The organism is Nocardioides phosphati, assembly GCF_014646375.1.
GTDB classification, from domain to species: Bacteria; Actinomycetota; Actinomycetes; order Propionibacteriales; family Nocardioidaceae; genus Nocardioides; species Nocardioides phosphati.
Genome location: NZ_BMNI01000002.1, coordinates 397,617 through 423,349 on the forward strand (window position 1 = coordinate 397,617; position 25,733 = coordinate 423,349).

Annotated in this window: 23 protein-coding genes; 6 read left to right on the plus strand and 17 right to left on the minus strand. The window is 71.2% G+C overall.

What is annotated here, in order from left to right:
• Positions 1-285 precede the first annotated feature (285 nt).
• Positions 286-987, minus strand: coding sequence for a TIGR03936 family radical SAM-associated protein (locus tag IEX47_RS06855; RefSeq protein ID WP_229662688.1), 702 nt, complete (start codon positions 985-987; stop codon positions 286-288).
• Between the two features lie 161 nt (positions 988-1,148).
• Between IEX47_RS06855 and IEX47_RS06860 the strand changes: the two genes are divergently transcribed.
• The 4 genes from IEX47_RS06860 (at position 1,149) to IEX47_RS06875 (ending at position 4,555) form a co-directional block, all read left to right on the plus strand.
• Positions 1,149-1,646 (plus strand): hypothetical protein, encoded by a 498-nt coding sequence (locus tag IEX47_RS06860; protein WP_188783243.1) that lies wholly within the window; start codon positions 1,149-1,151, stop codon positions 1,644-1,646.
• Positions 1,643-2,509 carry a DUF4190 domain-containing protein gene (locus IEX47_RS06865; RefSeq protein WP_188783244.1) on the plus strand — a complete coding sequence of 289 codons (867 nt, stop codon included), beginning with the start codon at positions 1,643-1,645 and terminating at the stop codon, positions 2,507-2,509. Before IEX47_RS06860 ends, IEX47_RS06865 begins: the two co-directional genes overlap by 4 nt.
• Positions 2,510-2,646: 137 nt before the next feature.
• Positions 2,647-3,807 carry a TIGR03118 family protein gene (locus tag IEX47_RS06870; RefSeq protein ID WP_188783245.1) on the plus strand — a complete coding sequence of 387 codons (1,161 nt, stop codon included), beginning with the start codon at positions 2,647-2,649 and terminating at the stop codon, positions 3,805-3,807.
• Between the two features lie 73 nt (positions 3,808-3,880).
• The gene (locus IEX47_RS06875; protein ID WP_188783246.1) at positions 3,881-4,555 is read left to right on the plus strand and encodes a DUF4190 domain-containing protein; all 675 of its coding nucleotides are present in this window, start codon (positions 3,881-3,883) and stop codon (positions 4,553-4,555) included.
• On the opposite strand, the gene IEX47_RS06880 is transcribed toward IEX47_RS06875, so the two are convergent.
• Entirely contained in the window at positions 4,543-5,124 is a 582-nt protein-coding gene (locus tag IEX47_RS06880) for a TIGR03086 family metal-binding protein (RefSeq protein WP_188783247.1), read from the minus strand. The genes IEX47_RS06875 and IEX47_RS06880 overlap by 13 nt on opposite strands.
• 83 nt (positions 5,125-5,207) lie before the next feature.
• The gene (locus tag IEX47_RS06885; protein WP_188783248.1) at positions 5,208-7,205 is read right to left on the minus strand and encodes a TIGR03960 family B12-binding radical SAM protein; all 1,998 of its coding nucleotides are present in this window, start codon (positions 7,203-7,205) and stop codon (positions 5,208-5,210) included.
• A gap of 41 nt (positions 7,206-7,246) precedes the next feature.
• On the opposite strand from IEX47_RS06885, the gene IEX47_RS06890 reads away from it, so the two are divergent.
• Positions 7,247-9,313 (plus strand): acyltransferase family protein, encoded by a 2,067-nt coding sequence (locus IEX47_RS06890; RefSeq protein WP_188783249.1) that lies wholly within the window; start codon positions 7,247-7,249, stop codon positions 9,311-9,313.
• Positions 9,314-9,331: 18 nt separating this feature from the next.
• On the opposite strand, the gene rodA is transcribed toward IEX47_RS06890, so the two are convergent.
• The 8 genes from rodA to IEX47_RS06930 form a co-directional block, all read right to left on the minus strand.
• Positions 9,332-10,510, minus strand: a complete 1,179-nt coding sequence (gene rodA, locus IEX47_RS06895) for a rod shape-determining protein RodA (RefSeq protein WP_229662689.1) — start codon at positions 10,508-10,510, stop codon at positions 9,332-9,334.
• Positions 10,507-12,630 carry a penicillin-binding protein 2 gene (mrdA, locus tag IEX47_RS06900; protein WP_188783346.1) on the minus strand — a complete coding sequence of 708 codons (2,124 nt, stop codon included), beginning with the start codon at positions 12,628-12,630 and terminating at the stop codon, positions 10,507-10,509. Before mrdA ends, rodA begins: the two co-directional genes overlap by 4 nt.
• On the minus strand, positions 12,630-13,154 hold the full coding sequence (gene mreD / locus IEX47_RS06905; protein WP_188783250.1) for a rod shape-determining protein MreD: 525 nt from the start codon (positions 13,152-13,154) through the stop codon (positions 12,630-12,632). The genes mrdA and mreD overlap by 1 nt, the downstream gene beginning before the upstream one ends.
• Complete coding sequence (mreC, locus tag IEX47_RS06910) at positions 13,151-14,074, minus strand: rod shape-determining protein MreC (RefSeq protein WP_229662690.1); 924 nt, start codon at positions 14,072-14,074, stop codon at positions 13,151-13,153. The genes mreD and mreC overlap by 4 nt, the downstream gene beginning before the upstream one ends.
• Positions 14,074-15,102: a rod shape-determining protein gene (locus tag IEX47_RS06915; RefSeq protein ID WP_188783251.1), complete on the minus strand. Its 1,029-nt coding sequence runs from the start codon at positions 15,100-15,102 to the stop codon at positions 14,074-14,076. The genes mreC and IEX47_RS06915 overlap by 1 nt, the downstream gene beginning before the upstream one ends.
• Before the next feature lie 223 nt (positions 15,103-15,325).
• Positions 15,326-15,745, minus strand: a complete 420-nt coding sequence (gene ndk / locus IEX47_RS06920) for a nucleoside-diphosphate kinase (protein ID WP_188783252.1) — start codon at positions 15,743-15,745, stop codon at positions 15,326-15,328.
• A 28-nt stretch (positions 15,746-15,773) separates the two neighbouring features.
• Positions 15,774-16,244, minus strand: coding sequence for a DUF4233 domain-containing protein (locus IEX47_RS06925; protein ID WP_229662691.1), 471 nt, complete (start codon positions 16,242-16,244; stop codon positions 15,774-15,776).
• The gene (locus IEX47_RS06930; protein ID WP_188783253.1) at positions 16,241-17,698 is read right to left on the minus strand and encodes a bifunctional folylpolyglutamate synthase/dihydrofolate synthase; all 1,458 of its coding nucleotides are present in this window, start codon (positions 17,696-17,698) and stop codon (positions 16,241-16,243) included. Before IEX47_RS06930 ends, IEX47_RS06925 begins: the two co-directional genes overlap by 4 nt.
• Positions 17,699-17,835: 137 nt before the next feature.
• On the opposite strand from IEX47_RS06930, the gene valS reads away from it, so the two are divergent.
• Positions 17,836-20,469, plus strand: a complete 2,634-nt coding sequence (gene valS / locus IEX47_RS06935; RefSeq protein ID WP_188783254.1) for a valine--tRNA ligase — start codon at positions 17,836-17,838, stop codon at positions 20,467-20,469.
• 175 nt (positions 20,470-20,644) lie between these two features.
• On the opposite strand, the gene IEX47_RS06940 is transcribed toward valS, so the two are convergent.
• The 6 genes from IEX47_RS06940 to IEX47_RS06965 all read right to left on the minus strand — a co-directional run bounded on the left by IEX47_RS06940 (position 20,645) and on the right by IEX47_RS06965 (position 25,680).
• On the minus strand, positions 20,645-21,148 hold the full coding sequence (locus IEX47_RS06940) for a hypothetical protein (RefSeq protein WP_188783255.1): 504 nt from the start codon (positions 21,146-21,148) through the stop codon (positions 20,645-20,647).
• A 139-nt stretch (positions 21,149-21,287) separates the two neighbouring features.
• Positions 21,288-22,565: an ATP-dependent Clp protease ATP-binding subunit ClpX gene (gene clpX, locus IEX47_RS06945; protein ID WP_188783256.1), complete on the minus strand. Its 1,278-nt coding sequence runs from the start codon at positions 22,563-22,565 to the stop codon at positions 21,288-21,290.
• Positions 22,566-22,652: 87 nt separating this feature from the next.
• Positions 22,653-23,258: an ATP-dependent Clp protease proteolytic subunit gene (locus IEX47_RS06950; RefSeq protein ID WP_107700343.1), complete on the minus strand. Its 606-nt coding sequence runs from the start codon at positions 23,256-23,258 to the stop codon at positions 22,653-22,655.
• 8 nt (positions 23,259-23,266) lie between these two features.
• Complete coding sequence (locus IEX47_RS06955; RefSeq protein ID WP_188783349.1) at positions 23,267-23,872, minus strand: ATP-dependent Clp protease proteolytic subunit; 606 nt, start codon at positions 23,870-23,872, stop codon at positions 23,267-23,269.
• A gap of 120 nt (positions 23,873-23,992) precedes the next feature.
• A complete protein-coding gene (locus IEX47_RS06960) occupies positions 23,993-24,469 on the minus strand; it encodes an SRPBCC family protein (protein WP_188783257.1) in 477 nt (158 codons plus the stop codon).
• Positions 24,466-25,680: a lipase family alpha/beta hydrolase gene (locus IEX47_RS06965; protein ID WP_188783258.1), complete on the minus strand. Its 1,215-nt coding sequence runs from the start codon at positions 25,678-25,680 to the stop codon at positions 24,466-24,468. Before IEX47_RS06965 ends, IEX47_RS06960 begins: the two co-directional genes overlap by 4 nt.
• Positions 25,681-25,733: the final 53 nt, after the last annotated feature.

Below are 25,733 nucleotides of genomic sequence, written 5' to 3' on the forward strand. Positions count from 1 at the left end.
GGGCGCAGCACGAAAGCCTGGTGGTGGCGGCGAGTCCCCCGCTCGGGGTGCGTCAGTCGTGCGCGTCGGCCACCTGCCGCGGTCGCTGTGCCCCGCCGATCGGGAGCTGCTGTCACCAGCTCGGCCAACCAAGGGAGCCGCGTCGCGGCGTGGTGACGACCTTCACCACTGTGCCGGCAGGACCGGCGAGAACGTCGTCGGACGTCGGTCGCCCTCGCGGGTGCGGGAGAGACGTCGGTCACTGGCGAGTATCGCACACGGCCTCTGCGGCGCCAGAAACCCCGATCAGACCAGCGGGTCGCCGATGGTGCCGTCGTCGTCGAGGGTGCCCTGCTCGAGGCGGGTGAAGAGGGGCGCACCCGTGCTCGCCAGGCCTGCGCCGGCCAGGCCCGTGAGGACGTCGTCCGGACGCACGCTCGGTACGCCGTGGCGCAGCACCAGGTCGAGGCGGGCTCCCCGCTCGCCCGGGGCCACCGCGAGGGCCACCACGGCACCGCGGCAGTCGAAGGAGCGGAGCCCCTTCTTGGTCATCCGCTCGACGAGCACCTCGTCGGAGCCGAGGAACTGCGTGACCGCAGCCTCGGTGGCGGCGACGTCGGCGGCGAGGTCGATGAGCCACCGGCTCGCCTCGAGCCGGTCGGCGAGCGACCCGCCGGGCGACTCGACGATCGTCAGCACGTCGAGCCCGTCGGGCAGCGCCTCCTCGAGGAGCGCGCCCACCGCAGCCGGGTCGACCTTCTCGCGCAGGGCGATCTCGACGTACTCCGCCTCACTCGCCGAGCCGGTCGGCGCCGCGCCGGCGTACGAGATGCGGGGGTGGGGGTTGAAGCCCGACGAGTAGGCCATCGGGATGCGGGCGCGGAAGACGGCGCGCTCGAAGGCGCGACTGAAGTCGCGGTGACTGGTGAACCGCAGGCGGCCGCGCTTGGCGTACCGGATCCGCAGTCGCTGGACCGGTGGGGCCTGCTGCTCGGGCTGTTCGCGCACGGGCTGAGGATATGCCCGCGCGGCCGAGGTCATGCACAGGGATCCTCTCGTTGCCCGTCGGAGGTGCCACCTGCGGCGATACGCTGCGGTCCACGACTCCGGCAACTCACGGAAGGTGGCCCGTGGCGCAGCAACCGACCTGGCGGGGACACCGTGCCCCCGTGGAGGACGCCGAGGGTGCGACGTCCGACGCGACCAGCCGCCGACGGCGCTGGCCGCTGGTCGCCGGCGTGGTGCTCGCGCTCGCCGTCGTCGCCGGCTGCGCCGCCCTGACCGGGCGCCTGGTCCACCACGATGCGGTCCGGCTGCCCACCATCGTCGTCGGCACCTGCCTGACCAGCCCTGACCTCGCCACCGGCAGCAGCAGCCTGCGCAAGCTCGGCGCCGTCGACTGCGCGAAGACCCACGACGCCGAGGTCTTCGCCCTGCGGACCATGGGCTCGGGTGACGACCTCGCCACCATCGGCTGGCGGTGCCTCGGCGCCGCGGAGGACCTGGGCGTCGGTGCTTCGGCGCTCGACTCGCGCAGCCTCGAGGTGCGGCCGCTCGCCCTCACCGACACGACACCCACGACCGGCGACACGGTCGCCTGCTTCGTCCGCCACAGCGGCGGCACTCCCCTACGGGGCGCCGTCTTCAGCACAGGGAGTTCCCAGTGACCCTTCCCCCGTACCCGGGACAGCCGCAGCCCGAGGAGCCGCAGGAGCCCGCAGCGCCCGAGACGCCTCCGGCGCCGGCCACGCCGCCTCCGCCACCCGCCGGTGCTCCTGCTCCCCCGCCGCCGGTCGCCCCGCCCGCGGGACCTCCGCCCCCGGCAGCTCCGCCCGCGCCGGCGTACCCGGGGATGGGTGGCGCCACCCCGCCGCCGCCCGCTCCCCCGGGCGGACCACTCGCTCCGCCGCCGGCGTACCAGGCGTACGCCGGGCCCAATGACGGCAACGCGGGCTACAGCGCGCTCGCGATCGCGTCGTTCGTGTGCAGCCTCACCTGCTGCCTGGGCATTCCCGCGGTGATCCTCGGCGCGATCGGCATCGCCAGGACCGGCCCGGGCAAGGCGCGCGGCCGCTGGATGGCGATCACCGGCATCGTGCTCGGTGTGCTCGGCACGGTGCTCCTCGTGATCGGGGCCATCGCCGTCTTCGCGGTCAGCGACCGGGTGGTGACGCCGGAGAACGCCAGGGCCGGCCAGTGCGTGCAGGCCAAGACCACGGACAACACCGTCACGATGGTCGACCTGGGCTGCTCGGTCGACCACAACGGCCAGATCTTCGCGGTCGTCACGCCGACCGCCTCCGACGAAGCGGCCGACCGCACCCAGATGCAGCTCTGCCTCACGCGGATCGCCGGCGCCTTCCCCGGCGCCGAGGTCCGCGCCGTCGACGGCGCTCCCCGCCTGAACCTCCACGGCGAGGAGGTCGAGGTCGCGGCCGCGAGCGCCCACAGCGCGCTCCAGGCGGGCAGCCCGGTGGCCTGCTGGGTCGAGGCGACCGACGGCGTGCTCGACGACGACGTGGTCGACTGAGCAGCCCGACAGCTCACCGCACCACTCCTGCCACGACACCGGCCCGGCGCGTCCACGCGCCGGGCCGGTGTCGTGTCATCCCGAGGATCCTTTACATTAGGGCAGCCTTACCTTGCCTGCCCTCGAAAGGGTTCACTATGAAGTTCCTCCGTCCCGCCGCGACGTCCGCCGTCGCGCTCACCCTCGTGATCGGCGCCAGCGCCTGCTCCAGCTCCGGCTCCGGCGACGCAGGGCAGGACGACCGGCCCGCGGGCTACGTCCAGACGAACCTCGTGGCCAACTGGTCGGCGTACAAGCCGCAGATCGTGGAGCCCGGCCTGCAGAACGCCTGGGGCATCTCGCTGCGCCCCGCCGGCGCGGGCGGCCACTTCTGGGTCACGGCCAACGCGACGGGCAAGTCCTTCGAGTACGTCGGCGACGTCGACGGGGAGAAGCTGCACCAGGACGACCTGAAGGTCGTCGACGTCCCCCAGGCAGGTGGCGGCGACGGCACCCCGACCGGCACCGTCTACAACGACCACGGCACGGGCTTCGTGATCAGCCAGCGCGTGCCCGGCGAAGGGCGGGTCACCCAGCCGGCGACGTTCCTGTTCTCCACCGACGACGGCCTGGTCACGGCCTGGACCGAGGTCAAGCACGAGGACGGCACGGCCTCGCGCCCGACGGACTCCGTCGTCGTCCACGACGACAGCAAGGCCGGCGCGTCGTACCTCGGCATGGCGATCTCGCCGGCGAACGACCGGATCTACCTCGCCGACTTCGGCGCGAAGCCGGGCGTCGTCGTCCTCGACCAGAAGTTCGAGGTCGTGCAGGACGCGGGCTTCGCGAACCCCTTCCCGAAGGGCTACCAGCCGTTCAACGTGCAGACCATCGGCGACTCGGTCTTCGTGACGTACGCCGAGTGGGGCTCGGCCGGCGAGGAGGAGCCCGCGCCGGGCGAGGGCCGTGTCGCCGAGTTCACGCCCGACGGCAAGCTCGTGGAGAAGTGGGACGGCGGCCGCTACCTCAACGCCCCGTGGGGCATCGCCAAGGCGCCCGAGAAGGGCTTCGGGAAGTACGACGGCGACCTCCTCGTCGGCAACTTCGGCGACGGCACCATCGCCGTCCTCGACAGCACGACCCACAAGGCGGTCGACTTCCTGCGCCGGCCCGACGGACACCGCGTCGAGATCGACGGCCTCTGGGGCCTGACCTTCGGCAACGGCGAGTCGCTCGGCGCGAAGGACGCCCTCTACTTCGCAGCCGGCCCCGGCCCCGAGGCCGACGGCATCTTCGGCCGCCTCACCTGGCAGGACTGACCCGGCTCCCGGGCGGCGCGATTTCACCGAAAGGCCCGCCGCCCGGGCCGCGGGCAGCCGAGGATGGTGCGCGATGACCACTCCTCCTGGCCTCCCGCCGCCGCTGCCGCCCGGCCCGGGCAGCCCCTTCGCACCCCGGCCGCCCGTCCGCGCGCCGTACGACGGGGTGTCGGTGGCCGCGCTGGCGTCCGGGCTGACCTGCTGCGCGGCGCCGGTGGCCGTCGTGCTGGGCATCGTCGGCCTGGTCCGTACGACGGACGGTCGCCGCCGCGGGCTGTGGGCGGCCGTCACCGGGCTCGTGCTCGGCGTCGCCGGGATGGTGGTCTGGGTCGTCGTCCTGATCGGAGGGACCGTGGCGCTCCTCGGCACGACGTCCGAGGGCGACGCCGTGCCCGGCGACTGCCTCGACGTGACCCGCGCCTTCGACGGCACCGACGTGCGGTGGTCCGACTGCTATGCCCCGCACGACGCGGAGGTCCTGGCCGCCGGCAGGCTCGGCCACGTGGGAGCGGCGAGGGCGGCGGAGCTGAGCGGCGAGGCGTGGTGCCGCAAGGCCCTGGAGCCCGCCCTGCTCGACCTGATCCGCGAGAAGGACCTCGAGCTCGGCTTCAGCACCGACGCGGTGGACCCCGACGTGCCGGAGCCGGGAGACGCCTGGATCTGCTGGGCGGAGCGCTCCGACCACCACAAGCTCGAGGCGCCGCTGGTCGACCGCGGCTCCGGACCCGAGCCTCCTCAGGAGGCGTGAGGCGGCTCCCAGTCGGCGGCCCGGCCGAAGGCTGCCAGCAGCGCGGCCTGCGGCCCGCCGGCGGCGGGGACGCGCGGGCCGACGGCGCCTCCGGTCCGGTACATCTCCTCGCGGTCAGCGAACCAGCCGGCGACCGCCGCCACCAGGTCGGGCTCGATCCGACGGTCCTGCCCGGTGGCCGCCGCCAGGTCCCACCCGTGGACGAGGAGGTCGGCCGACAGCTGGAGGGCGTACTCCCCCGCATCCTCCTCGCCGTATGACAGGTGGACGCGGGCCCCGGGCCGCAGCCGCGCCGCCACGACCGCGTCGGCCGCTTCCGCAGCGGCCACGGCCGCCGCGAGCGGATCAGGCCCGACCAGGTCGCCCTCGAACCGGTCCCCGACCTCGTCGATCGTGGCGCCCTCGAAGAGCGGCACCGCCCAGAGCATCTCGCCGACCACGTGGTTGACGAGGGCTGTCACGTCCCACTCCGCGCAGGGCGTGGGCGCGGCCCACTGGCCCTCCCCCACACCACGCACGATCTCCCGCCATCGCACCAGCGATCGGTGGAACAGCTCGCTCGTCTCCATCACGCCTCCTCACGACCCACTCTCCGCCTGAGGGAGGCCGCGCGCGACCCGAAGGTGCGAACCCCGGTGATCACCCCAAGGGGTCAGTGGACGACCTGGGTGACCGTGCCCGGCTGACCAGGCTGGCCGCCACCGACGACCGCGAGCGGCAGCAGCTGCTGACCCGTCGGGCCGATCTGGATCTCGGTGCCCATCTCCGGGCACACACCGCAGTCGTAGCAGGGAGTCCAGCGGCAGTCCTCGACCTCGATGTCCTCGCCGTTGGCGGCCGCGAGCGCGTCCTCCCAGTCGGCCCACATCCAGTCCTTGTCGAGGCCGGAGTCGAGGTGGTCCCAGGGCAGGACCTCGTCGTACTCGCGGGGACGCGTGGTGTACCAGGCGAGGTCGACGCCGGTGCCCTCGAGCGCCTTGTCGGCGGAGGCCACCCAGCGGTCGTAGGAGAAGTGCTCGCTCCAGCCGTCGAAGCGGCCGCCGTCGCGCCAGACCTGCTCGATGATCGCGCCGACGCGGCGGTCACCGCGCGACAGGAGTCCCTCGACCTGGCCGGGCTTGCCGTCGTGGTAGCGGAAGCCGATCGCGCGGCCGTAGCGGCGGTCGGCGCGGACCTCGTCGCGCAGCTTGCGCAGCCGCTCGTCAGTGGTCTCCACGTCGAGCTGCGGCGCCCACTGGAAGGGCGTGTGCGGCTTCGGCACGAAGCCACCGATCGAGACGGTGCAGCGGATGTCGTTGTGGCCGGTGACCTCGCGGCCCTTCTGGATGACCTTCTTGGCGAGCTCGGCGATCTGCATGACGTCGTCGTCGGTCTCCTCCGGGAGGCCGCACATGAAGTAGAGCTTCACCTGGCGCCAGCCGTGGGAGTACGCCGCAGCGACCGTGCGGATCAGGTCCTCCTCGGTGACCATCTTGTTGATCACCTTGCGCATCCGCTCCGAGCCACCCTCGGGCGCGAAGGTCAGGCCCGAACGACGTCCGTTGCGCGAGAACTCGTTGGCCAGCGAGATGTTGAAGGCGTCGACGCGGGTCGACGGCAACGAGAGCGAGACGTTGCTGTCCTCGTAGCGGTCGGCCAGGCCCTTGGCGATGTCGCCGATCTCGGTGTGGTCCGCGGAGGAGAGGGAGAGCAGGCCGACCTCGTCGAAGCCCGACTTGCGGACGCCGTTCTCGACCATCGCGGCGATCGTCGTGATCGACCGCTCACGCACCGGGCGGGTGATCATGCCGGCCTGGCAGAAGCGGCAGCCACGGGTGCAGCCACGGAAGATCTCGACGGAGAACCGCTCGTGGACGGTCTCGGCGAGCGGCACCAGCGGCTTCGCCGGGTAGGGCCACTGGTCGAGGTCCATCAGCGTGTGCTTGACGACCTTCTCCGGGACGCCCGCGCGGTTGGGCGCGTACGACGCGATCTGGCCGGTCGCGTCGTCGTACGCCACGTCGTAGAACTTCGGCACGTAGATGCCACCGGTCGCGGCGAAGCGCATGAGGAGCTCGTCGCGGCCGCCCGGCGAGCCGGCGTCCTTCCACTCCTTGATGATCTCGGAGATCTTCAGCACGATCTCCTCGCCGTCACCGAGCACGGCGGCGTCGATGAAGTCGGCGATCGGCTCCGGGTTGAACGCCGCGTGACCGCCCGCGAGGACGATCGGGTCCGCGTCGGTGCGGTCGACCGCGTGCAGCGCGATGCCGCCGAGGTCGAGGGCGTTGAGCATGTTGGTGTAGCCGAGCTCGGTGGAGAACGAGAGGCCGAGGATGTCGAAGTCGCGGATCGGGCGGTGCGCGTCGACGGTGAACTGCGGGATCTGGTGCTCGCGCATGATCTTCTCGAGGTCCGGCCAGACCGAGTAGGTGCGCTCGGCGACGATCCAGTCGCGCTCGTTGAGCACTTCGTAGAGGATCGCGACGCCCTGGTTGGGCAGGCCGACCTCGTAGGCGTCGGGGTACATCAGCGCCCAGTGGACGGTCGATCCCTCAGGAGCGCAGTCCCACTCCTTGACGGTGGAGTTCAGCTCGCCACCGACGTACTGGATCGGCTTCTGGACGCCGGACAGGAGCGGCTCGAGCTGGGGGAAGACAGAGGCAGACACGCATTCAAGGGTACGCGGTGCAAGGCACTACCCTCGCCTCCATGGTCTGGCAGTACCGTCCCGCGCTCGACGGGCTGCGAACGGTGGCGGTGTACCTCGTCCTCTGCTTCCACGCGAAGCTGGCCTGGGCCGACGGCGGTTTCGTCGGTGTCGACCTCTTCTTCGTCCTCTCCGGATTCCTCGTCGCCTCGCTCCTGCTCGAGGAGCGCTACGCCACGGGCACGATCGCGCTGGGCTCGTTCTTCGCGCGCCGGATGCGGCGACTGCTGCCCGCGGCATTCGTCGTGGTGGTCGCGACGGCGCTCGTCTTCCTGCTGGTCGCGCCGGTCACCCGCCGCCTCGACTGGGTCGGTGACGCCCAGGCGTCCCTGCTGTACGTCGCCAACTGGCGCTTCCTGCACAGCTCGAACGAGTACTTCGGCGCCGACATCCACGCCTCGCCGTACCTTCACTTCTGGTCGCTCTCGGTCGAGGAGCAGTTCTACGTCGCGTTCCCGTTCGTGCTGCTCGGCCTGGTGACGCTGAAGCGGTGGTGGCGCCCGGCCGTGGTCGTCGGCATCACCGCGATCCTCGCTGCCTCGCTCGGTGCGCAGCTCTGGTGGGCGCACCACGACAGCCTGCACGCCTACTACGGCACCGACGCGCGCCTCTACCAGCCCATGGCCGGCGTCCTCGCGGCGATCGCCTGGCGCCACCTCGCGACCCGCAAGCGGGCCCTGCGCCGTGCCGGCTGGCCGATGCTGGTCGGGCTGGTCGTGGTCGCGTCGAGCGCGGTCGACGTCAGCCAGAGCACGCGCGGCCTGCTCGCGACGGTCTTCTCCGCCGGCCTCGTGCTCACGGTGATGACCCGCACCACCCCCTCGCTCGACCGGTTCCTCTCGCTCGCGCCACTCGCCTACCTGGGCCGCATCTCCTACGGCACCTACCTCTGGCACTGGCCGGTGCTCCTGCTCGTCACCTCCGCTGTCGACGCTCCCGCGTGGGCGGACGCGCTGCTCACCGCCGCCGTCGCCACGGGCCTCGCCTCGCTCTCGTTCGAGCTGCTCGAGAAGCCGGTCCGCACCTCCGCCCGCCTCGCGGTCTCCGCCAGCCCCACGATCCTGGTCGGCCTGACCTGCTCCGTCCTCGCCGCGTACGCCGTCGTGCCGCGCGTCCTGGAGAACGACGTCCGGCCGGCGCTCGTCAGCGACAGCGTCGCGTCGAGCACGCCGAGCGCCCTGGCGGGCAGCGCCCTCCCCCGCACCACCGCGGCGCCGAAGCCCGACCCCCGCGCACGGGAGATCGCGCGCCCGGGCGACCCGGTGCCGAAGCTCGACTGGGCCGCGCTCAAGGAGAGCCGGGGCGCGGAGACGTCGTTCTGCACGCTCGACGACACCACCAGCTGCATCGGCCACCGCGGCACCAGCGGGCTCCACGTGATGCTCGTCGGCGACAGCCACGCCCGCGTCACCGCCCCGACCCTGCTCAAGATCGCCGAGCAGCGGAACTTCACCCTCAGCTACAGCATGGTCCCCAGCTGCCCCTGGCAGGAGGGCGTCGTCTCGACGTACACGAACCCCGAGACGAAGGACCAGTGCCAGCGCGCCCGTGCAGCGCTCTACGACGGCCTGCTGAAGAAGATGAAGGTCGACGTCGTCATCCTGACCGAGATGCCGCGCTCCAGCGGCGCCTGGTCGAAGGGCCTCGAGTCGCTCACCGGCAGCACCGCGAGCGTCGACGAGCTCGACCTCAGCACGATGACCTCGTCACTCCGGAAGATCCGGGCCGCCGGCGTCAAGGCGCTCATCGTCGACTCCTGGATCCAGCGGTACGACGGAGTCGACCCCCTCGACTGCCTCGCCTCCGCGCGGACCGTCGGTCAGTGCGCCTTCCGTCCCGATCCGCCGCCGCTCGCGGACTCGATCCTGCACACCCTCGCCATCGGCTCGCACGGCGCGATCCGCAGCGTCAGCCTCAACGACATCATGTGCCCGACCCTCCCTGTCTGCCAGCCCGTGCTCCACGGCATCCCGGTCTGGCGCGACGTCCAGCACTACTCCACCGAGGTGCTGCTCGACCACGTCGCCGAGATCCGCCGGCGTCTGGTCTCCTCCGGCCTGCTCGGCTAGCGAGCAGGGAGCGGCGGCCTAGCGCCCGGCGAAGACCCGACCCGGCGAGAAGCGCGTCGGCAGCGCGGGCGCACCACGGAGGTGGATGTTCTGCAGCAGCCCGATCGCGAGCATGCCGGCGAACATCGACGAGCCGCCGTACGACACGAAGGGCAGGGGTACGCCGGTGACCGGCATGATGCCCATGCACATGCCGATGTTCTGGAAGGCCTGGAAGCCGAACCAGCACGCGATGCCGGCGGCAGCAGCGCGGCCGAAGATGTCCTGCGACTCGCGCGAGATGACGAGGGCGCGCCAGACGATCAGGCAGAGCAGGCCGATCAGGAGGGCGGCGCCGATCAGGCCGAGCTCCTCTCCCGCGACCGTGAAGATGAAGTCGGTCTGCTGCTCCGGCACGAAGCCCGAGCGCGTCTGCGAGCCGTGGAAGAGCCCCTGGCCGAACCACCCGCCGTTGCCGACCGCGGTGCGGGCCTGCTCGACGTTGTAGCCGGCACCACGCGGGTCGAGGCGGGGGTTGAGGAAGGCGAGGAAGCGGTCGACCTGGTAGGCCTTGAGGACGCCGAGCTGCACCGCCGCGACCGCGCCGACTACCGCGCTGACGAAGAGACCCGCGAGCCACTTCGCCGGTGCGCCGGCGACGGCGAGGACGCCGAAGACGGTGGCGCCGAGCACGAGCGTGGTGCCCATGTCGGGCTGGAGCAGGATCAGGCCCGCGGGCAGGCCGGCGATGAGCAGCATGCCGACGACCTCGCCGGTGCCGACCTGGCGCCGGGAGCGGCCCTCGAAGCGCTCGGCCACGAAGAGCGCCATGCCGATGATGACCGCCAGCTTGGCGAACTCGGCCGGCTGGATCGACATGCCGCCGAGCCGCACCCAGGACTTCGAGCCATTGATCGTGGAGCCCATCACGAGGACGAGCAGCAGGCCGATCAGCGAGGCGACGTACACGACGGGGGCGAGGATCCGGACCCAGCGGTGGTCGGTCGCCAGCACCATGACCATGAGGACGAGGCCGATGGCGACGTTGACCAGCGTCTTGCGGAGGAACGCCGTGGGGTCGCCGCCCGTGAGCGTGTCGCGCTCGCTGGTGGCCGACCAGACGAGCAGGGTGCCGAGCAGCGTGAGCACCATGACGGCGCCCATGAGGATCCAGTCGAGCCCGTGGCGGCCGAGCCCTCCCTGGCGCGGGGCGTTCACTGCTTCTCCTCCTTGCGGGCCGGCGGCAGGATGGCGCCGTCGGGCGAGAAGACCGGGAGCGCGTTGCTCTCGACGACTCCCGGGATCGCCGGCTTCGCGGGCTTGCCGTCCTCGCCGAAGCCGTAGAGCGTGTCCCAGATCTTGCGGACGACCGTGCTGTTGGCGCCGGCACCGGTGCCGGCCTGGCTGATCATCGAGACGACGACGTAGTCCTTGGTGTACGAGCCGATCCAGCCGGTGGTCTGCTTGCCGTAGACCTCCGCCGTGCCGGTCTTGCCGTGCATCATCACCTTGTCCTGCGGCCATCCCGCGAAGGTGCCGGCGAGCGTGCCGGCGAGGGTGACGTTGTTCATCGCGCTGCGCACGTAGTCGAGGACCGACCGCGGGATCTTGACCTTGCCCTGCGCGACCGGCCGGATCCGCTTCACGAGCTTGCCGTCGGGGTCGACGATCGCCTTGCCGATGGTGGGTCGGTACAGCGTGCCGCCGTTGGCCAGGGCGGCGTACGCGCGGGCGAGCTGGAGCGGCGTGACGATGGTGTCGCCCTGGCCGATCGCGAAGTTGGCCGCGTCGCCGGCGCGGTAGGCGTAGCCCTCGGCGCAGAACTCGCGGGCGAAGAGCCGGACGAACGCCGAGGCGTCACCCGGGTGCTTCTCCAGGCCGCAGTAGTAGTGCTTCATCGACTCGTAGTAGGCGCGCTTCCAGTGGCGGTCGGCGATCCGGCCCGACGCCTCGCCGGGGATGTCGATGCCGGTCGCCTTGCCGAAGCCGAACTTCTTCGCCTCCGCGACGAGCGGGTCCTTGGCGTTGACGTTGGCCGGGTCGGAGCCGTACTTCTGCCAGAAGTAGAGGCCGACGCGGTAGAAGAACGTGTTGCAGGAGACCGTGATCGCCGTCCGGAAGTCGATCATGCCGAAGCTCTCGGACTCGTAGTTGCCGAAGGCACGGTTGCCGATCTGGACGGACGGCGAGCAGTTCAGGCGGGTCTGCGGCCCCATCCCGTGGGTCATCGCGCCCACGGTCATGATCGGCTTCCACGTCGAGCCCGGCGCGAACTGACCCTGCATCGCGCGGGCCAGCAGCGGCGTGCCGGCCTTCACGGAGTAGAGGTGCGACAGCTGCTTCTGCGTGATGCCGCCGACCCAGATCGCCGGGTTGTACGTCGGCTCGCTGGCCATCGCGATGACCCGGCCGGTGTGCGCGTCGAGGACCACGGCGGCACCCGAGTCGGCCTTGTAGTGCTGGCCGTGACGGTCGGTGCGGGCGCGCGCGGCGAGGATCGCGTTGTGGAGCTCCCGCTCGACGACGCCCTGGACCTTGGCGTCGATCGAGGTGACCACCGTGTCGCCGGGCCGGGCCTCGTCGACGCCGGACTCCCCCAGCACCTGGCCCTTCGAGTCGACGGCGACGTGCTGGTAGCCGGGCATGCCGCGCAGGTACGCGTCGTACTGCTTCTCGACGCCGGCGCGGCCGACCTGCGACGCACCGTTGATGGAGAGGTCGGCATCCTTCTCGGCCGCGGTGAGCTCGTCCTCGGTGACCGGGCTGAGGTAGCCGAGGACGTGGGCGGCGTCGACGCCGAAGGGCCGGGGGTACGCGCGAAGCGCCTGCTCCTGGACGACGACGGCCGGGTAGTCCTCGGCCTGCTCGCGGATCAGCTGCGCGGTCTTCTGCGCCACGTCGTTGTCGACCGGGACGGGCTGGAAGGGCGAGCCGTTCCAGCAGGTGCCGGCGACCGCGCCCTCGGTGCCGCAGTTGAGCAGCCGCGCGCGGATCGCCTTCGGCTTGCGGTGCAGCGCGTGGGCGACGCGGTCGACCAGCAGCTGCTGCTGGTCGTCGGACATCCGCGCCAGCGTCGTGCGGTCGATGGAGACGACCCACGAGCTGCGGTTGGCGACCAGCGGGCGGCCCTGGGTGTCGACGATCAGGCCCCGGTCGGGCTGGACCACGACCTCGCGCACCGACTGGTTGGCGGCCTTGGCGCGGTAGTCGTCGCCGGTGGCCACCTGGAGGTACCAGAGCCGGACCAGCAGCGTCGCGAACAGCGAGAGGACCAGGGCCTGCAGGACGACGAGCCGCACGCGGCTGCGCTGGGCTGCGGCGGAGGTCGGGCGGTACATCATGCGAGCGAGACCCGGGCCGGCTCGGTGCGGCGGAAGAGCAGCATCATCGGCGGCACGAGCAGCGGCGTCAGCAGGACGTCCCAGACCAGCGCGACGAGGATGACCTGCAGCATGTCGGGCACGCTGACGACCGGGTCCTGCAGCACGAGGCCGGAGAGCGCGAAGAGCGAGGTGCCGAGGAACGACGCGGCAGCCGCGGCCGCCACGACCATCACCGGCTCCGGGCGGGAGCCCTGGCCCGGCGGGCGGATCCGGCCGACGACGAAGCCGACGACGACCAGCGCAAGCGCCCAGCGACCGGCGTAGTGGTCGGCCGGCGGCGCGAGGTCGAGCAGGAGCCCTCCGGTGAAGCCGAGGACGGCGGCGAACTGCGGCCCGCGCGTCAGGCCCGCGGCCACGACGACGAGCAGGGCGAGGTCGGGCACGACACCGTGCCACGCGACGTGCGGGAAGAAGGTCACCTGGAGCAGGACGGCGACCAGGAGCAGGAGCAGCGCGAGGAACCCGCGGACGAGGCTCATCGGCCTGCCTCCTTCGCGGCCGACTGGCCGGGCTTGACCAGGCCGCGGTCCGACCGCGTGCCCGACGGGACCGCCACACCGACCAGGTCGAGCGCGGTGAAGTCGACGAACGGCTTGATCTCCACCCGGCGCGAGGTCTCGCGCGGACTGGAGTAGACGGCGGTGACCTTGCCGATCGGCACCCCCGCGATGTACGGCGCGCCGTCCTCGCTGCCGAACGTCACCGCGGTGTCGCCCTTGTTGGCGATGAAGGCGCCGTCGAGGAGCTTCAGGTCGAGGGTCGCGTCGCCGGAGAGCTGGCCGCGGCCCTGCAGGAAGCCGACCTCCATGCTCGAGCCGAGCCGGCCACCCACCACGGAGTCGCGGTCGAGCAGGAGGAGCACGGTGGCCGTGCTGCGCGTGGCAGAGATGACGCGGCCGACGAGGCCGTCGTTGTTGAGCACGGTGAGGTCGGCGTGGACGCCCGCGGCGGTGCCGGCGTCGATCGTGACCGTCTGCGAGAACGACTGCGCCGGACCGTGCGCGATGACATGGGCGGGGACCAGCGTGTGCCGCACCGTGCTCGCGGTGGCGGCCAGGCCGTCGTACTCCGCCAGGCGGTTGCGGTCGAGGGCGGTGGTCGCCACCTGCTGCCGGAGCAGGGCGTTCTCCGCCTTGAGGGCGGTGACGCGGTCCTCGAGGCTGCTGCGCGTGTGGAACCAGCGCGGGACCGCCTCGAAGGGGGCGACGACGCCGTTGGCGGCGTCCTCGGCCGGGCCGACGAACTCGCCGACCGCACGACGGGCCGGGTCGAGCGCACCACCGACGTGGTCGAGGGTGATCAGGGTGGCGCAGGCGAGGACCAGCGCGACGAGGGTGGAGCGGCTCGAGCGGTCGACGGGCTCGAGCCGGTCGCGCCAGCGCTTCTCGCGCATCGCCATCAGTACCGCCGGGGGCCGGAGACGAGGACCTGCTGGAGGGCCTCGAACTCCTCGACGCACTTGCCGGCGCCCAGGGCGACCGACGTGAGCGGGTCCTCGGCGACGTGGACCGGCATGCCGGTCTCGTGGCGGATCCGCTCGTCGAGGCCGCGGAGCAGCGCGCCGCCGCCCGTGAGGACGATGCCGCGGTCCATGATGTCGCCGGCCAGCTCGGGCGGCGTCTGGTCGAGGGTGGTGCGCACGGCGTCGACGATCGCGTGGAGCGGCTCCTCGAGCGCCTGGCGGAGCTCGGCGCTGGAGATCACGACGGTGCGCGGCAGGCCGGAGACCATGTCGCGGCCACGGATCTCGGCCTCGGGCTCCTTGCTCAGCGGGAACGCCGAGCCCAGGGTCATCTTCATCTCCTCGGCGGTGCGCTCCCCCAGCATCAGGGAGTGCTCCTTCTTCATCCACGCGATGATCGCCTGGTCGAGGTCGTCGCCGGCGGTGCGGACGCTGAGCGAGGTGACGATGCCACCGAGGGAGATGACGGCGACCTCGGTGGTGCCGCCGCCGACGTCGACCACCATGTTGCCGGTCGCCTCGTGGACCGGGAGCCCGGCGCCGATCGCGGCCGCCATCGGCTCCTCGACGATGTAGACCCGGCGGGCACCGGCCTGGTAGCCGGCCTCCTTGACCGCGCGCTGCTCGACGGCGGTGATGCCGCTCGGGACGCACACGACCAGGCGGGGCTTGGCGAAGTAGCGGCGGCGGTGCACCTGCTGGATGAAGAAGCGCAGCATCTGCTCGGTCGCGTCGAAGTCGGCGATCACGCCGTCCTTGAGCGGACGGATGGCGCTGATGTTGTCGGGGGTGCGGCCGACCATGCGCTTGGCCTCGTGGCCGACCGCGATCACCTCACCGGTCGACTCGTTCAGGGCGACCACGGACGGCTCGTCGAGCATGATGCCCTTGCCGCGGACGTAGACCAGCGTGTTGGCCGTGCCGAGATCGACGGCCATGTCGCGTCCGATGAAGCTGTTCGCCATGCCTGCAGTGCCTCTGGTCGAGTGGTGGGGAAGGTGAGCCCGCCCCAGCGACCTCATTCACCCGGCGTACTCGCGAACGAGGTTAAGGAGCCGGAGCGGGCGAAACCGGGAGGCTCGCCGCGCGCGGCGCAGACATGGCCCGTTTGGACCATTCCGGCGCGTCCGGGAACGCCGGAGGGGCCCACCGCGGCGCGGCAGGCCCCTCCGGGTCAGGCTGGGTGGATCAGAGGTTCGGGAACCAGATCGCGATCTCGCGCGCGGAGGACTCCTCGGAGTCGGAGCCGTGCACGATGTTCTGCTGGACCTTCAGGCCCCAGTCGCGGCCGAGGTCACCGCGGATGGTGCCCGGGGCAGCGGCCGTCGGGTCGGTCGCGCCAGCCAGCGAGCGGAAGCCTTCGATGACGCGCTCGCCCTCGAACACGGCCGCGGTCACGGGGCCGGAGAGCATGAACTCCACGAGCGGCTCGTAGAACGGCTTGCCCTCGTGCTCGGCGTAGTGCTCCGCGAGCATCTCGCGGGTGGCCTGCTTCATCTCGAGCGCGACGAGCGTGTAGCCCTTCGCCTCAATGCGACGGAGGACCTCGCCGGAGAGACCACGGCGGACGCCGTCGGGCTTGACGAGGACGAGGGTGCGCTGGGTCATGCGTCAGACCCTAGCGAACGCCGTGCGCTCACGCCTGCCCGGCCTGCGCGGCCTGCTCGGCGTCCCAGGCGGCCCAGGCCTCGGCCTTCTCGCGCTCGATCTTGCCGCCGAGCCAGTACGCCGTGCCCCACAGCAGCGCGAAGAGCCCGCCGACGACGAACATCATCGGCACGATGAAGCCCAGGCCGATCACGAGGCCCTGGACGACGTGGCCCGCGGAGTAGCCCCACGGGCGCTTGAGCATGCCGGCGAGCACGAAGCAGACGACGACGAAGCCGAGGCCGATCAGGAGGGCGACACCGGTCGAGAGAGGCGTGAGGGTCAGCAGCACGGGCGTGACGAGGCCGAAGGCGATGCCCTCGAGCGTCAGGATCGCGGCGCACATGCCCCGCTTGGCGCCGGTGATCTTGCGGTTGCCCTGGGCGTCGACCTCGGCCGAGGCCGCATCAGCCGCCGAGCCGAGCACGCCGTCGAGGGGGCCGGGGTTGTTGTCGCTCATGCCTCGTCCTCCCAGTCAGTGGCCTCGAGGAGCCTGGACTCGCGCATCGCGATGCGCTCCGCGGTCCGCGCGGCGGCCCGGTCGATCGAGTCCTCCTTGTGCACCAGCAGGCCGCGGGCCTCGCCGACGGTCACGACCGAGCCGGTCACGAGCACGCCACCGGCGCCGATCGACTCACCGAACGCCGCGCCGGCCTCGGCCAGCGCAGCGGCCCGGTCGATCGCGTCGGCCAGCGACGGCTCGACGGTGACCCGGTCCTCACCGAAGATCCCGACCGCGAGCCGACCGAGGTCAGCCGCCGACATCGACCGCGGCTGGGAGTTCTGCGTGCAGATCAGGTGGTTGACGTGCGGCTCGAACGCCGCGAGCACGCCCTCGACATCCTTGTCGCCCATCACGCCCATCACGCCGATGAGCGGCTCGAAGGCGAAGGAGTCCGCGAGCGCAGCAGCACTGGCCGTCGCGCCGTGCGGGTTGTGGGCCGCGTCGAGGACGACCGTCGGCGAACGGCGTACGACCTCGAGCCGGCCGGGGCTGGTGGCCAGCGCGAACGCCTCGCGCACGACCTCGTCGGAGAGCGCGCCCTCGCCGAGGAAGGCCTCGACCGCAGCGAGCGCAACCGCGGCGTTCTGCGCCTGGTGCGCGCCGTAGAGCGGCAGGAAGAGGTCCTCGTACGTCGCGCGGAGGCCCTGGATCGTGAGGTGCTGGCCGCCGACCGCGGGGACCCGCGAGACGACGCCGAACTCCACGCCCTCGCGGGCGACGGTCGCTCCGACCTCGACAGCGCGCTCGAGGAGCACCTTGGCGACCTCCGCGCTCTGCTCGGCGAGGACGACGGTCGAGCCGGCCTTGATGATGCCGGCCTTCTCGCGCGCGATCTCGGCGGGAGTGTCACCGAGGTACTGCGCGTGGTCCATCGCGACCGGCAGCACCACGGCGACCTTCGCGTCGACGACGTTGGTGGCGTCCCACGAGCCGCCCATGCCGACCTCGACCACGGCCGCGTCGACCGGGGCGTCGGCGAACGCGGCGTAGGCCATCGCGACGACCGACTCGAAGAAGCTCATCGGGTGCGGCTGGCTCGCGTCGACGACGTGGAGGTACGGCGCGATCTCGTTGAACGTCGCCACGAACGCCTCGTCGCTGAGCGGCTCGCCGTCGATGGAGATCCGCTCGCTCATCTTCTCGACGTGGGGCGACGTGAACCGGCCGGTGCGCAGGTTGAGCGTGCGCAGCAGGGTGTCGATCATGCGCGACGTCGAGGTCTTGCCGTTGGTGCCGGTCAGGTGGATGACCGGGTAGCTGTCCTGCGGCCGGCCGAGGAGCTCGGTGAACGCCTCGATGCGGTCGAGCGAGGGCTCCAGCCGGGTCTCGGGCCAGCGGGACAGCAGCGCGTCCTCGGCCTCCTGGAAGGTCTGGGCAGGGCGGCCTTCAGCCACGGGAAAGTCAGTCATCTCGTCGGTCAGTCTAGGCGTCGAGCGCGCTCCCCCGCGCCGCGAGCCCGGCACCGCCGCCACGGGCCCCGCGCACCCCGTCCCACCTGCGGCAACTCGTTTTCGCGGGTCCGCGCGGCGCCCGTAAACTCCCGCGCATGACTGAGACTCCCCAGAACGCCGCCCCCGAGACGACTGACGCCCCCACCGCCGGCGCCGTCGTCGTACCGGAGAAGCCGGCGCTGGAGGGCCTCGAGGCGAAGTGGGCCGAGCAGTGGAAGGCCGACGACACCTACAAGTTCGACCGGTCGCAGCCGCGCGAGAACGTCTACTCGATCGACACCCCGCCGCCGACCGTCTCGGGCTCGCTGCACGTCGGCCACGTCTTCTCCTACACCCACACCGACGTCATCGCCCGCTTCCAGCGGATGACCGGCAAGAGCGTCTTCTACCCGATGGGCTGGGACGACAACGGCCTGCCCACCGAGCGCCGCGTGCAGAACTACTTCGGCGTCCGCTGCGACCCGTCGCTCCCCTACGACCCTGACTTCAAGGCGCCGGAGAAGCCGGACCCGAAGAAGCAGATCCCGGTCTCGCGCCCCAACTTCGTCGCGCTCTGCGAGCAGCTGGTCGAGGAGGACGAGAAGGTCTTCGAGTCGCTGTGGCGCACGCTCGGCCTCTCCGTCGACTGGAACGAGACCTACACGACCATCGGCCAGAAGGCCCAGGCCGTCTCCCAGAAGGCGTTCCTGCGCAACTTCGCGCGCGGTGAGGCGTACCTCCAGGAGGCGCCGACCCTGTGGGACGTCACCTTCCAGACCGCCGTCGCCCAGGCCGAGCTCGAGTCGCGCGAGTACGCCGGCGCCTACCATCGGGTGAGCTTCCACGCTCCCGACGGCACTCCCCTGGTCATCGAGACGACGCGCCCCGAGCTGATCGTCTCCTGCGTCGCGCTGATCGCGCACCCGACCGACGAGCGCTACCAGCACCTCTTCGGCACCACCGCGACCTCGCCGGTCTTCGGCGTCGAGGTCCCGGTCCTGGCCCACGAGGCCGCCGAGCCGGACAAGGGCTCCGGCCTGGTCATGTGCTGCACCTTCGGCGACCTCACCGACGTCACCTGGTGGCGCGAGCTGCAGCTCCCGGTCCGCACGGTCATCGGCCGCGACGGTCGCCTGCTCCGTGAGACCCCGGAGTGGCTCGCGGGCGACGCGATCGCCAAGTACGACGAGCTCGCCGGCAAGACGACGTTCTCCGCGCGCGAGCAGATGGTCGCCTTCCTGCGGGAGTCCGGCGACCTCGACGGCGACCCGAAGCCCACGCAGCGCATGACGAACTTCTACGAGAAGGGCGACAAGCCGCTCGAGATCGTCGCCACCCGCCAGTGGTACGTCCGCAACGGCGGCCGCGACGCGGACCTGCGCGACGCGCTGATCGCCGACGGCAAGAAGATCGACTGGCACCCGTCGCACATGCAGCACCGTTACGACAACTGGATCTCCGGCCTCAACGGCGACTGGCTGATCTCGCGCCAGCGCTTCTTCGGCATTCCGTTCCCGGTCTGGTACTCCCTCGACGCCGAGGGCGAGCCGGACTACGCCAACCCGATCGTCCCCACCGAGGCGCAGCTGCCGGTCGACCCGTCGACCGATGCCCCTGCCGGCTTCACCGAGGCGCAGCGCGGCAAGCCGGGCGGCTTCATCGGCGACCCCGACGTCATGGACACCTGGGCCACCTCCTCGCTCACCCCGCAGATCGCCGGCGGCTGGGAGACCGACCCCGCGCTGTGGGCGGCGGTCTATCCGATGGACCTGTGCACCCAGGGCCACGACATCATCCGCACCTGGCTCTTCTCCCGCGTCGTCCGCGCGCACCACGAGGACGGCACCGTCCCGTGGAAGCACGCGATGCTCTCGGGCTTCGTGGTCGACCCGGACCGCAAGAAGATGTCGAAGTCCAAGGGCAACGTCGTCGTCCCGACCGAGATCCTCGACAAGTACGGCGCGGACGCCGTCCGCTGGCGCGCGGCCATGGCCCGCCCGGGCCTGGACTCGCCGTTCGACGAGTCGCAGATGAAGGTCGGCCGCCGCCTCGCGATGAAGGTCCTCAACGCCTCCCGCTTCGTGCTCGACAGCGAGTTCGGCGTCGGCGCGACCGAGATCAACCCGGTCGCCATCAGCGAGGCCGTCGACGTGGCGCTCGTCGGCCGCCTGGCCGGCGTCATCCGCCGCTCCACCGAGGCGTTCGAGGCGTACGACTACACGACCGCGCTCGAGACGGCCGAGAAGTTCTTCTGGGAGTTCTGCGACGACTACCTCGAGCTGGTCAAGGAGCGCGCGTACAACCGCGAGGGCACGATCCCGGCCGCCGAGCAGGAGTCGGCCAAGGCCTCGCTCGCGCTCGCGCTCCACGTCCAGCTGCGCCTGCTCGCACCGTTCCTGCCCTACGTCACCGAGGAGGTCTGGTCGTGGTGGCAGGCCGGCTCGGTCCACCACGCCGCCTGGCCGACGGTCCTCGAGGTCGGCTCCGCCGGTGCCGCTGACGGCTCGACCGTCGAGGTCGTCGCCTCCGCGCTCGGTGGCATCCGCGGCGCGAAGTCGCAGGCGAAGGTCTCGATGCGCACCGAGCTGTCACGCGTCGAGTTCACCGGCCCGGCCGAGGTGCTCGAGGTCGTCCGTGGCGCCGAGGCCGACCTCCGTGCCGCCGGCAAGATCACCGGCGACGTCGTCTACACCGAGGGTGAGGGCGACCTCGTCGTCACCGCCGAGGTCGTGCCGCCGCACGAGTCCTGACCGGGCGCCGTCACGGCGCACACCTTGCACGCAGACCCCGTCGGGACGGCGCGAACCCACGCCGCCTCGACGGGGTCTCGTCGTAGGTGCACGCCGCTTCAGCGCACCGTGGCGCAGGCTGGCGCCGCTTCAGCCCTCTGTGGGCGCAGCCTGGCGCCGCGTCGCCGGGAGAGGGTCAGCGGCGGTGACGCGCGTGGCGGTGGGCCTTGCGCGTGTCCTTGGCGGCGGCGCGGTCGGCCTTGCGGGTCTTGTGTGCCGCAGCGCGGTGCGCCTTGTGCGCTCCCGCGGCACGCGCGTGGGTGCTTGCCGCGGCCGCGGACGCGCCGGTCGCGGTGGCGGGCGCGATCATCGCCGGCGCAGCGACCCGGGCCGCGCTCGACGCACGCTGGGCGCGGTCCGCAGTCGCCGTGCCGCCGACGACGCGCACGGCCTGGTTCCTCGCCTCGGAGGCCACGGGGGCGATCGAGTTGGCGATCGACGCACTGAGGTCGCGAAGGCCGCCGCCGACCTGATCCGCCATCGCCATGGTCACCGTCGGGACGAAGAGCTGGACCGGAGGACCGGCCTGCGCGATGGCGTCAGCCACGCGCGGAGCATGCGCTCCCTGGGCGAGGACAACGACAGCAGCGGCGCAGAGCGCGGCATAGGCCGTCATCGGCCGGGCATGCGAGCCGTTCATGGTGTCCCTCCTCCAAGGTCTTGCTGGGCCCAGTCTCCTCCCTCCGGGGGCTCGTCTGGCCGTCGGCCCCCCGAAATGACCCGAAAGGACTACGCCCGCCTCCGGCGTTCCGGAGGCGGGCGTCGTCTAAAGCGTGCGGTCAGGCCGACTTCTTCTTCTTCGGCTCCTCGTCGCGAAGCACAAGCGTCGGCTCGACACCGTCGGAGACGACCTCGCCGGTCACGATGACCTTGGCGACGTCGCCACGGGACGGGACGTCGTACATGACGTAGAGGAGGGTCTCCTCGATGATCGCGCGGAGGCCTCGCGCGCCGGTGCCGCGCTCGAGCGCCTTGGTCGCGATCGCCTGGATCGCGTCGTCGGTGAACTCGAGCTCGACGCCGTCGATCTCGAAGAGCCGCTGGTACTGCTTGACGAGGGCGTTCTTCGGCTCGGTGAGGATCTGGACCAGCGCGGGCTCGTCGAGCTTGGAGACGCTCGCGATCAGCGGGAGGCGGCCGATGAACTCGGGGATCAGCCCGAACTTCGTGAGGTCCTCGGGGCGGACGAGCGACAGGATGTCCTGCGCCTCGCGCTCCTCCTGGCCGCGCACCTCGGCGGTGAAGCCGAGGGACTTCTTGCCGACGCGCTGCTCGATGATGTGCTCCAGGCCGGCGAACGCACCGCCCACGACGAAGAGGATGTTCGTCGTGTCGATCTGGATGAACTCCTGGTGCGGGTGCTTGCGGCCACCCTGCGGCGGGACCGAGGCGGAGGTGCCCTCGAGGATCTTCAGCAGGGCCTGCTGGACGCCCTCGCCGGAGACGTCGCGCGTGATCGAGGGGTTCTCCGCCTTGCGGGCCACCTTGTCGATCTCGTCGATGTAGATGATGCCGGTCTCGGCCTTCTTGACGTCGTAGTCGGCGGCCTGGATCAGCTTGAGGAGGATGTTCTCGACGTCCTCGCCGACGTAGCCGGCCTCGGTGAGCGCGGTCGCGTCGGCGATCGCGAACGGCACGTTGAGCATCCGGGCGAGCGTCTGGGCCAGGTAGGTCTTGCCGCAGCCAGTCGGGCCGATGACGAGGATGTTGGACTTCGCCACCTCGACGTCGTCCTTGGCGTGCTTGCCGGCCAGCGTCGCGCCGGCCTGGACCCGCTTGTAGTGGTTGTAGACCGCGACCGCGAGCGACTTCTTCGCCTGCTCCTGGCCGATCACGTAGGAGTTGAGGAACTCGAAGATCTCCCGCGGCTTGGGCAGCTCCTCGAGACCGACCTCGGTGCCCTCGCTGAGCTCTTCCTCGATGATCTCGTTGCAGAGATCGATGCACTCGTCGCAGATGTAGACACCGGGGCCCGCGATGAGCTTCTTGACCTGCTTCTGGCTCTTCCCGCAGAAGGAGCACTTCAGCAGGTCGCCACCGTCACCAATGCGTGCCACGGGGTTCCTCTTCTCTCAACACTCTTGCTTGTCGACGGTACCTCCGGTCGGGCCCTCTGCGGGCCCGACACGGAGATTCCGGCTTTCTCAGACGAACGCCGCGGCCTTGCGCGACTCGAGCACCGCGTCGATCAGGCCGTACTCGACGGCCGCCTCGGCGGTGAGGATCTTGTCGCGCTCGATGTCGCGGCTGACCTGCTCGATGTCCTTGCCCGAGTGCTCGGAGATCATCTTCTCGAGGAGCTCACGCATGCGCAGGATCTCGTTGGCCTGGATCTCGATGTCGGAGGTCTGGCCGAACGTGCCCTCGGTGTAGGGCTGGTGGATCAGGATCCGGCTGTTGGGCAGCGCCAGGCGCTTGCCGGGCGCACCGGCCGCGAGCAGGATCGCCGCTGCGGAGGCCGCCTGACCCAGGCAGACCGTCTGCACGTCGGGCTTGATGAACTTCATCGTGTCGTAGATCGCCGTCAGCGCGGTGAAGGACCCACCGGGGCTGTTGATGTAGATCTGGATGTCACGGTCGGGGTCCATCGACTCGAGGCAGAGCAGCTGGGCCATGACCGCGTTGGCCACGTCGTCGCTGATCGGGGTGCCGAGGAAGATGATGCGGTCCTCGAAGAGCTTCGCGTAGGGGTCGATCCGGCGGATGCCGTAGGAGGTCCGCTCTTCCCACTGCGGGATGTAGTAGTTCATGGCGGTCCTCAGTTCTCGGCGTGGGCCGGGCGGCCCTGGTCGACGGCTTCCTTGGCGGAGCGGATGACCTGGTCGACCAGGCCGTACTCCTTGGCCTCGTCGGCGGTGAACCAGCGGTCGCGGTCGGCGTCGTTGGTGACCTGCTCGACGGTCTGGCCGGTGTGCTCGGAGATGAGCTCGAGCAGCACCTTCTTGATGTGCAGCGACTGCTGCGCCTGGATCTTGATGTCGGAGGCGGAGCCACCCATGCCGGACGACGGCTGGTGCATCATGATCCGCGCGTGCGGCAGGGCGTAGCGCTTGCCCCGGGTGCCGGCGCAGAGCAGGAACTGGCCCATCGAGGCGGCCAGGCCCATGCCCACGGTCGCGACGTCGTTGGGGATGTAGTTCATGGTGTCGTAGATCGCCATGCCGGCATCGACCGAGCCGCCGGGGCTGTTGATGTGCAGGAAGATGTCGGCCTCGGGGTCCTCCGCCGAGAGCAGCAGCAGCTGGGCGCAGATCGCGTTGGCGTTCTGGTCGCGCACCTCGGAGCCGAGGAACACGATGCGCTCGCGCAGGAGGCGCTGGTAGACATCCGCATCGAGGCCGTACGACGGCACGGCGCCGTTCATCTGGGGGCTGGAGATCAGGTTCACGTCGCCGACAGTAGCCGCGGACACCGACATTTCCACGGGCAACACCGGGCTGTTCGCCGACAGCAGATTTCGGCGTACGGGCCGTGGCCCCGCCGGTCAGCGACCTTCGACAGCTGCCTTGATCCGGGCGAGGGTCAGGCCCATGTCGCGCTCCAGCATGTCGGCGTGCGCCGACGCGCTGCCGAAGGCGATCGGCGAGTAGGCCCGCGTGATCCAGGTCAGGCGCGGCACCGGACGGCGGTGCACGACGCGCGTGCCCTCGCCGTGGGTCGTGAGGTCGTAGATCCAGGTCGCACCCGAGGTCGCGGTGTGCCACGCGACCTGACGCGGGGCGTCGAGGGCGGTGACGACGCTGCGGGTCGGCCAGATCGCCTTGCCGCGGCGGTTGAGCCCGAGGTACCACTGGCCGACCCGGAGGCCACCACGCTTGAGCGGGATCATCCTGACCAGCTCGGTGCTCCACTCGGGCATGCGCCTGAGGTCGGTCAGCACGGCCCAGACCTGCTCGACGGGGGCGTCGATGACGGTCTCGGCGCGCAGCTCGCGGTCGGGGGCCTTGTCGAGGGTGCTCATCCGAGCCACTCCTTCAGCTTGCGGTGCACCTCGGGGTGGTTGAGCAGCCCGAAGTGGTCGGTGTTGGGCAGGTGCAGCGTGCTCGCCCCCGGGAAGAGGTCGACGCGGCCAGAGCGTCCCATGGCCGAGGGGTGCCGCACCAGCAGGTCGCCGAACGCCACGCTGAGCGGATGGAAGACGGTCGGGCCGAGGGTCGCCGAGACGAGGTGGTAGCTCGCGTGGGGCAGGCGCGCCACCTCGTCGCGTACGCCGTTGCGCAAGTCCGAGATGCCAACGGAGCGCGTCTCGAGGATCCGGCCGAACGACCGTGACTCCGGGAGCACGCCGAGCGCCTTCGCGCCGAAGTTGGCCAGTCGCTCCAGCGGGGCACCGAGGTGCGGCGTGCCGAGGAAGACCACGTCGGTGACGCGCTCGCGCCACGGCTCGGCGTGCCCGGTGTCGACGACACAGGCGCGCCGGATGATCAGGCCGCCCATCGAGTGCCCGACCAGGGCGATGCGCTCCACCGGCACGGGCCACGCCTCGAGCAGCTGGTCGAGCAGGGCGGCGAGGGCCACGCCGTTCTCCGCGATCGAGAGGCCGCTGTTGACCCGGAGCCGCAGCGGCGACCAGCCCTGCGCGGCCAGCGGCACGCCATACCAGGGGAGCTCGTCGGCCCGCTTGTCCCAGTGCTCGTCGTGCTCCATGAGGCCGTGGACGAAGAGGATGACCTGCCCCGTCGCCCGGGGGTACGCCGCAGCGAGCGCGTCCGGCGTCAGCGGCACGTCGCGGCCGTCGTGGCGCACGGCCATGCGGATCGCGCCGGAGTTGCCGTCCTGGATCAGCCGGTCCCCGATCAGGCCGTTGACGACGCTCGTCACGTGCCGCCCGAAGCGAAGGTCCTCGGTCCGACGGCCCCTCCCCCGGCGCTCCTGCTTCTCGAGCACCTTCGCCCCCGTGCGCAGACCCGCGCCGAGCGAGGCATAGATCGTCCCGGCGATCCGGTCGTGGACCACCTGCGACGGCTTGGCAGCGCCCGCGGTCAGCGGGTTGGCCAGCCCCCACACGCGGCTGGCGATCGCGAGATGCGTGTCGCGGACCGTGCCGAGAAGCAAGTCCTCGGCGTACGTCGCGGCGAGGGCACCGGTGCCGTGGAGGGTCGCTCCGCCGGTCGTGGCAGGCGCGACGACCGTGCCGGTGACGGGCGTGGGAGCAGGCTCGAGCGCGTTCATGGGACCAGTGTCCGTTTTCAGTGAACGCTTGTCCACTGGAACTGCGTCACACG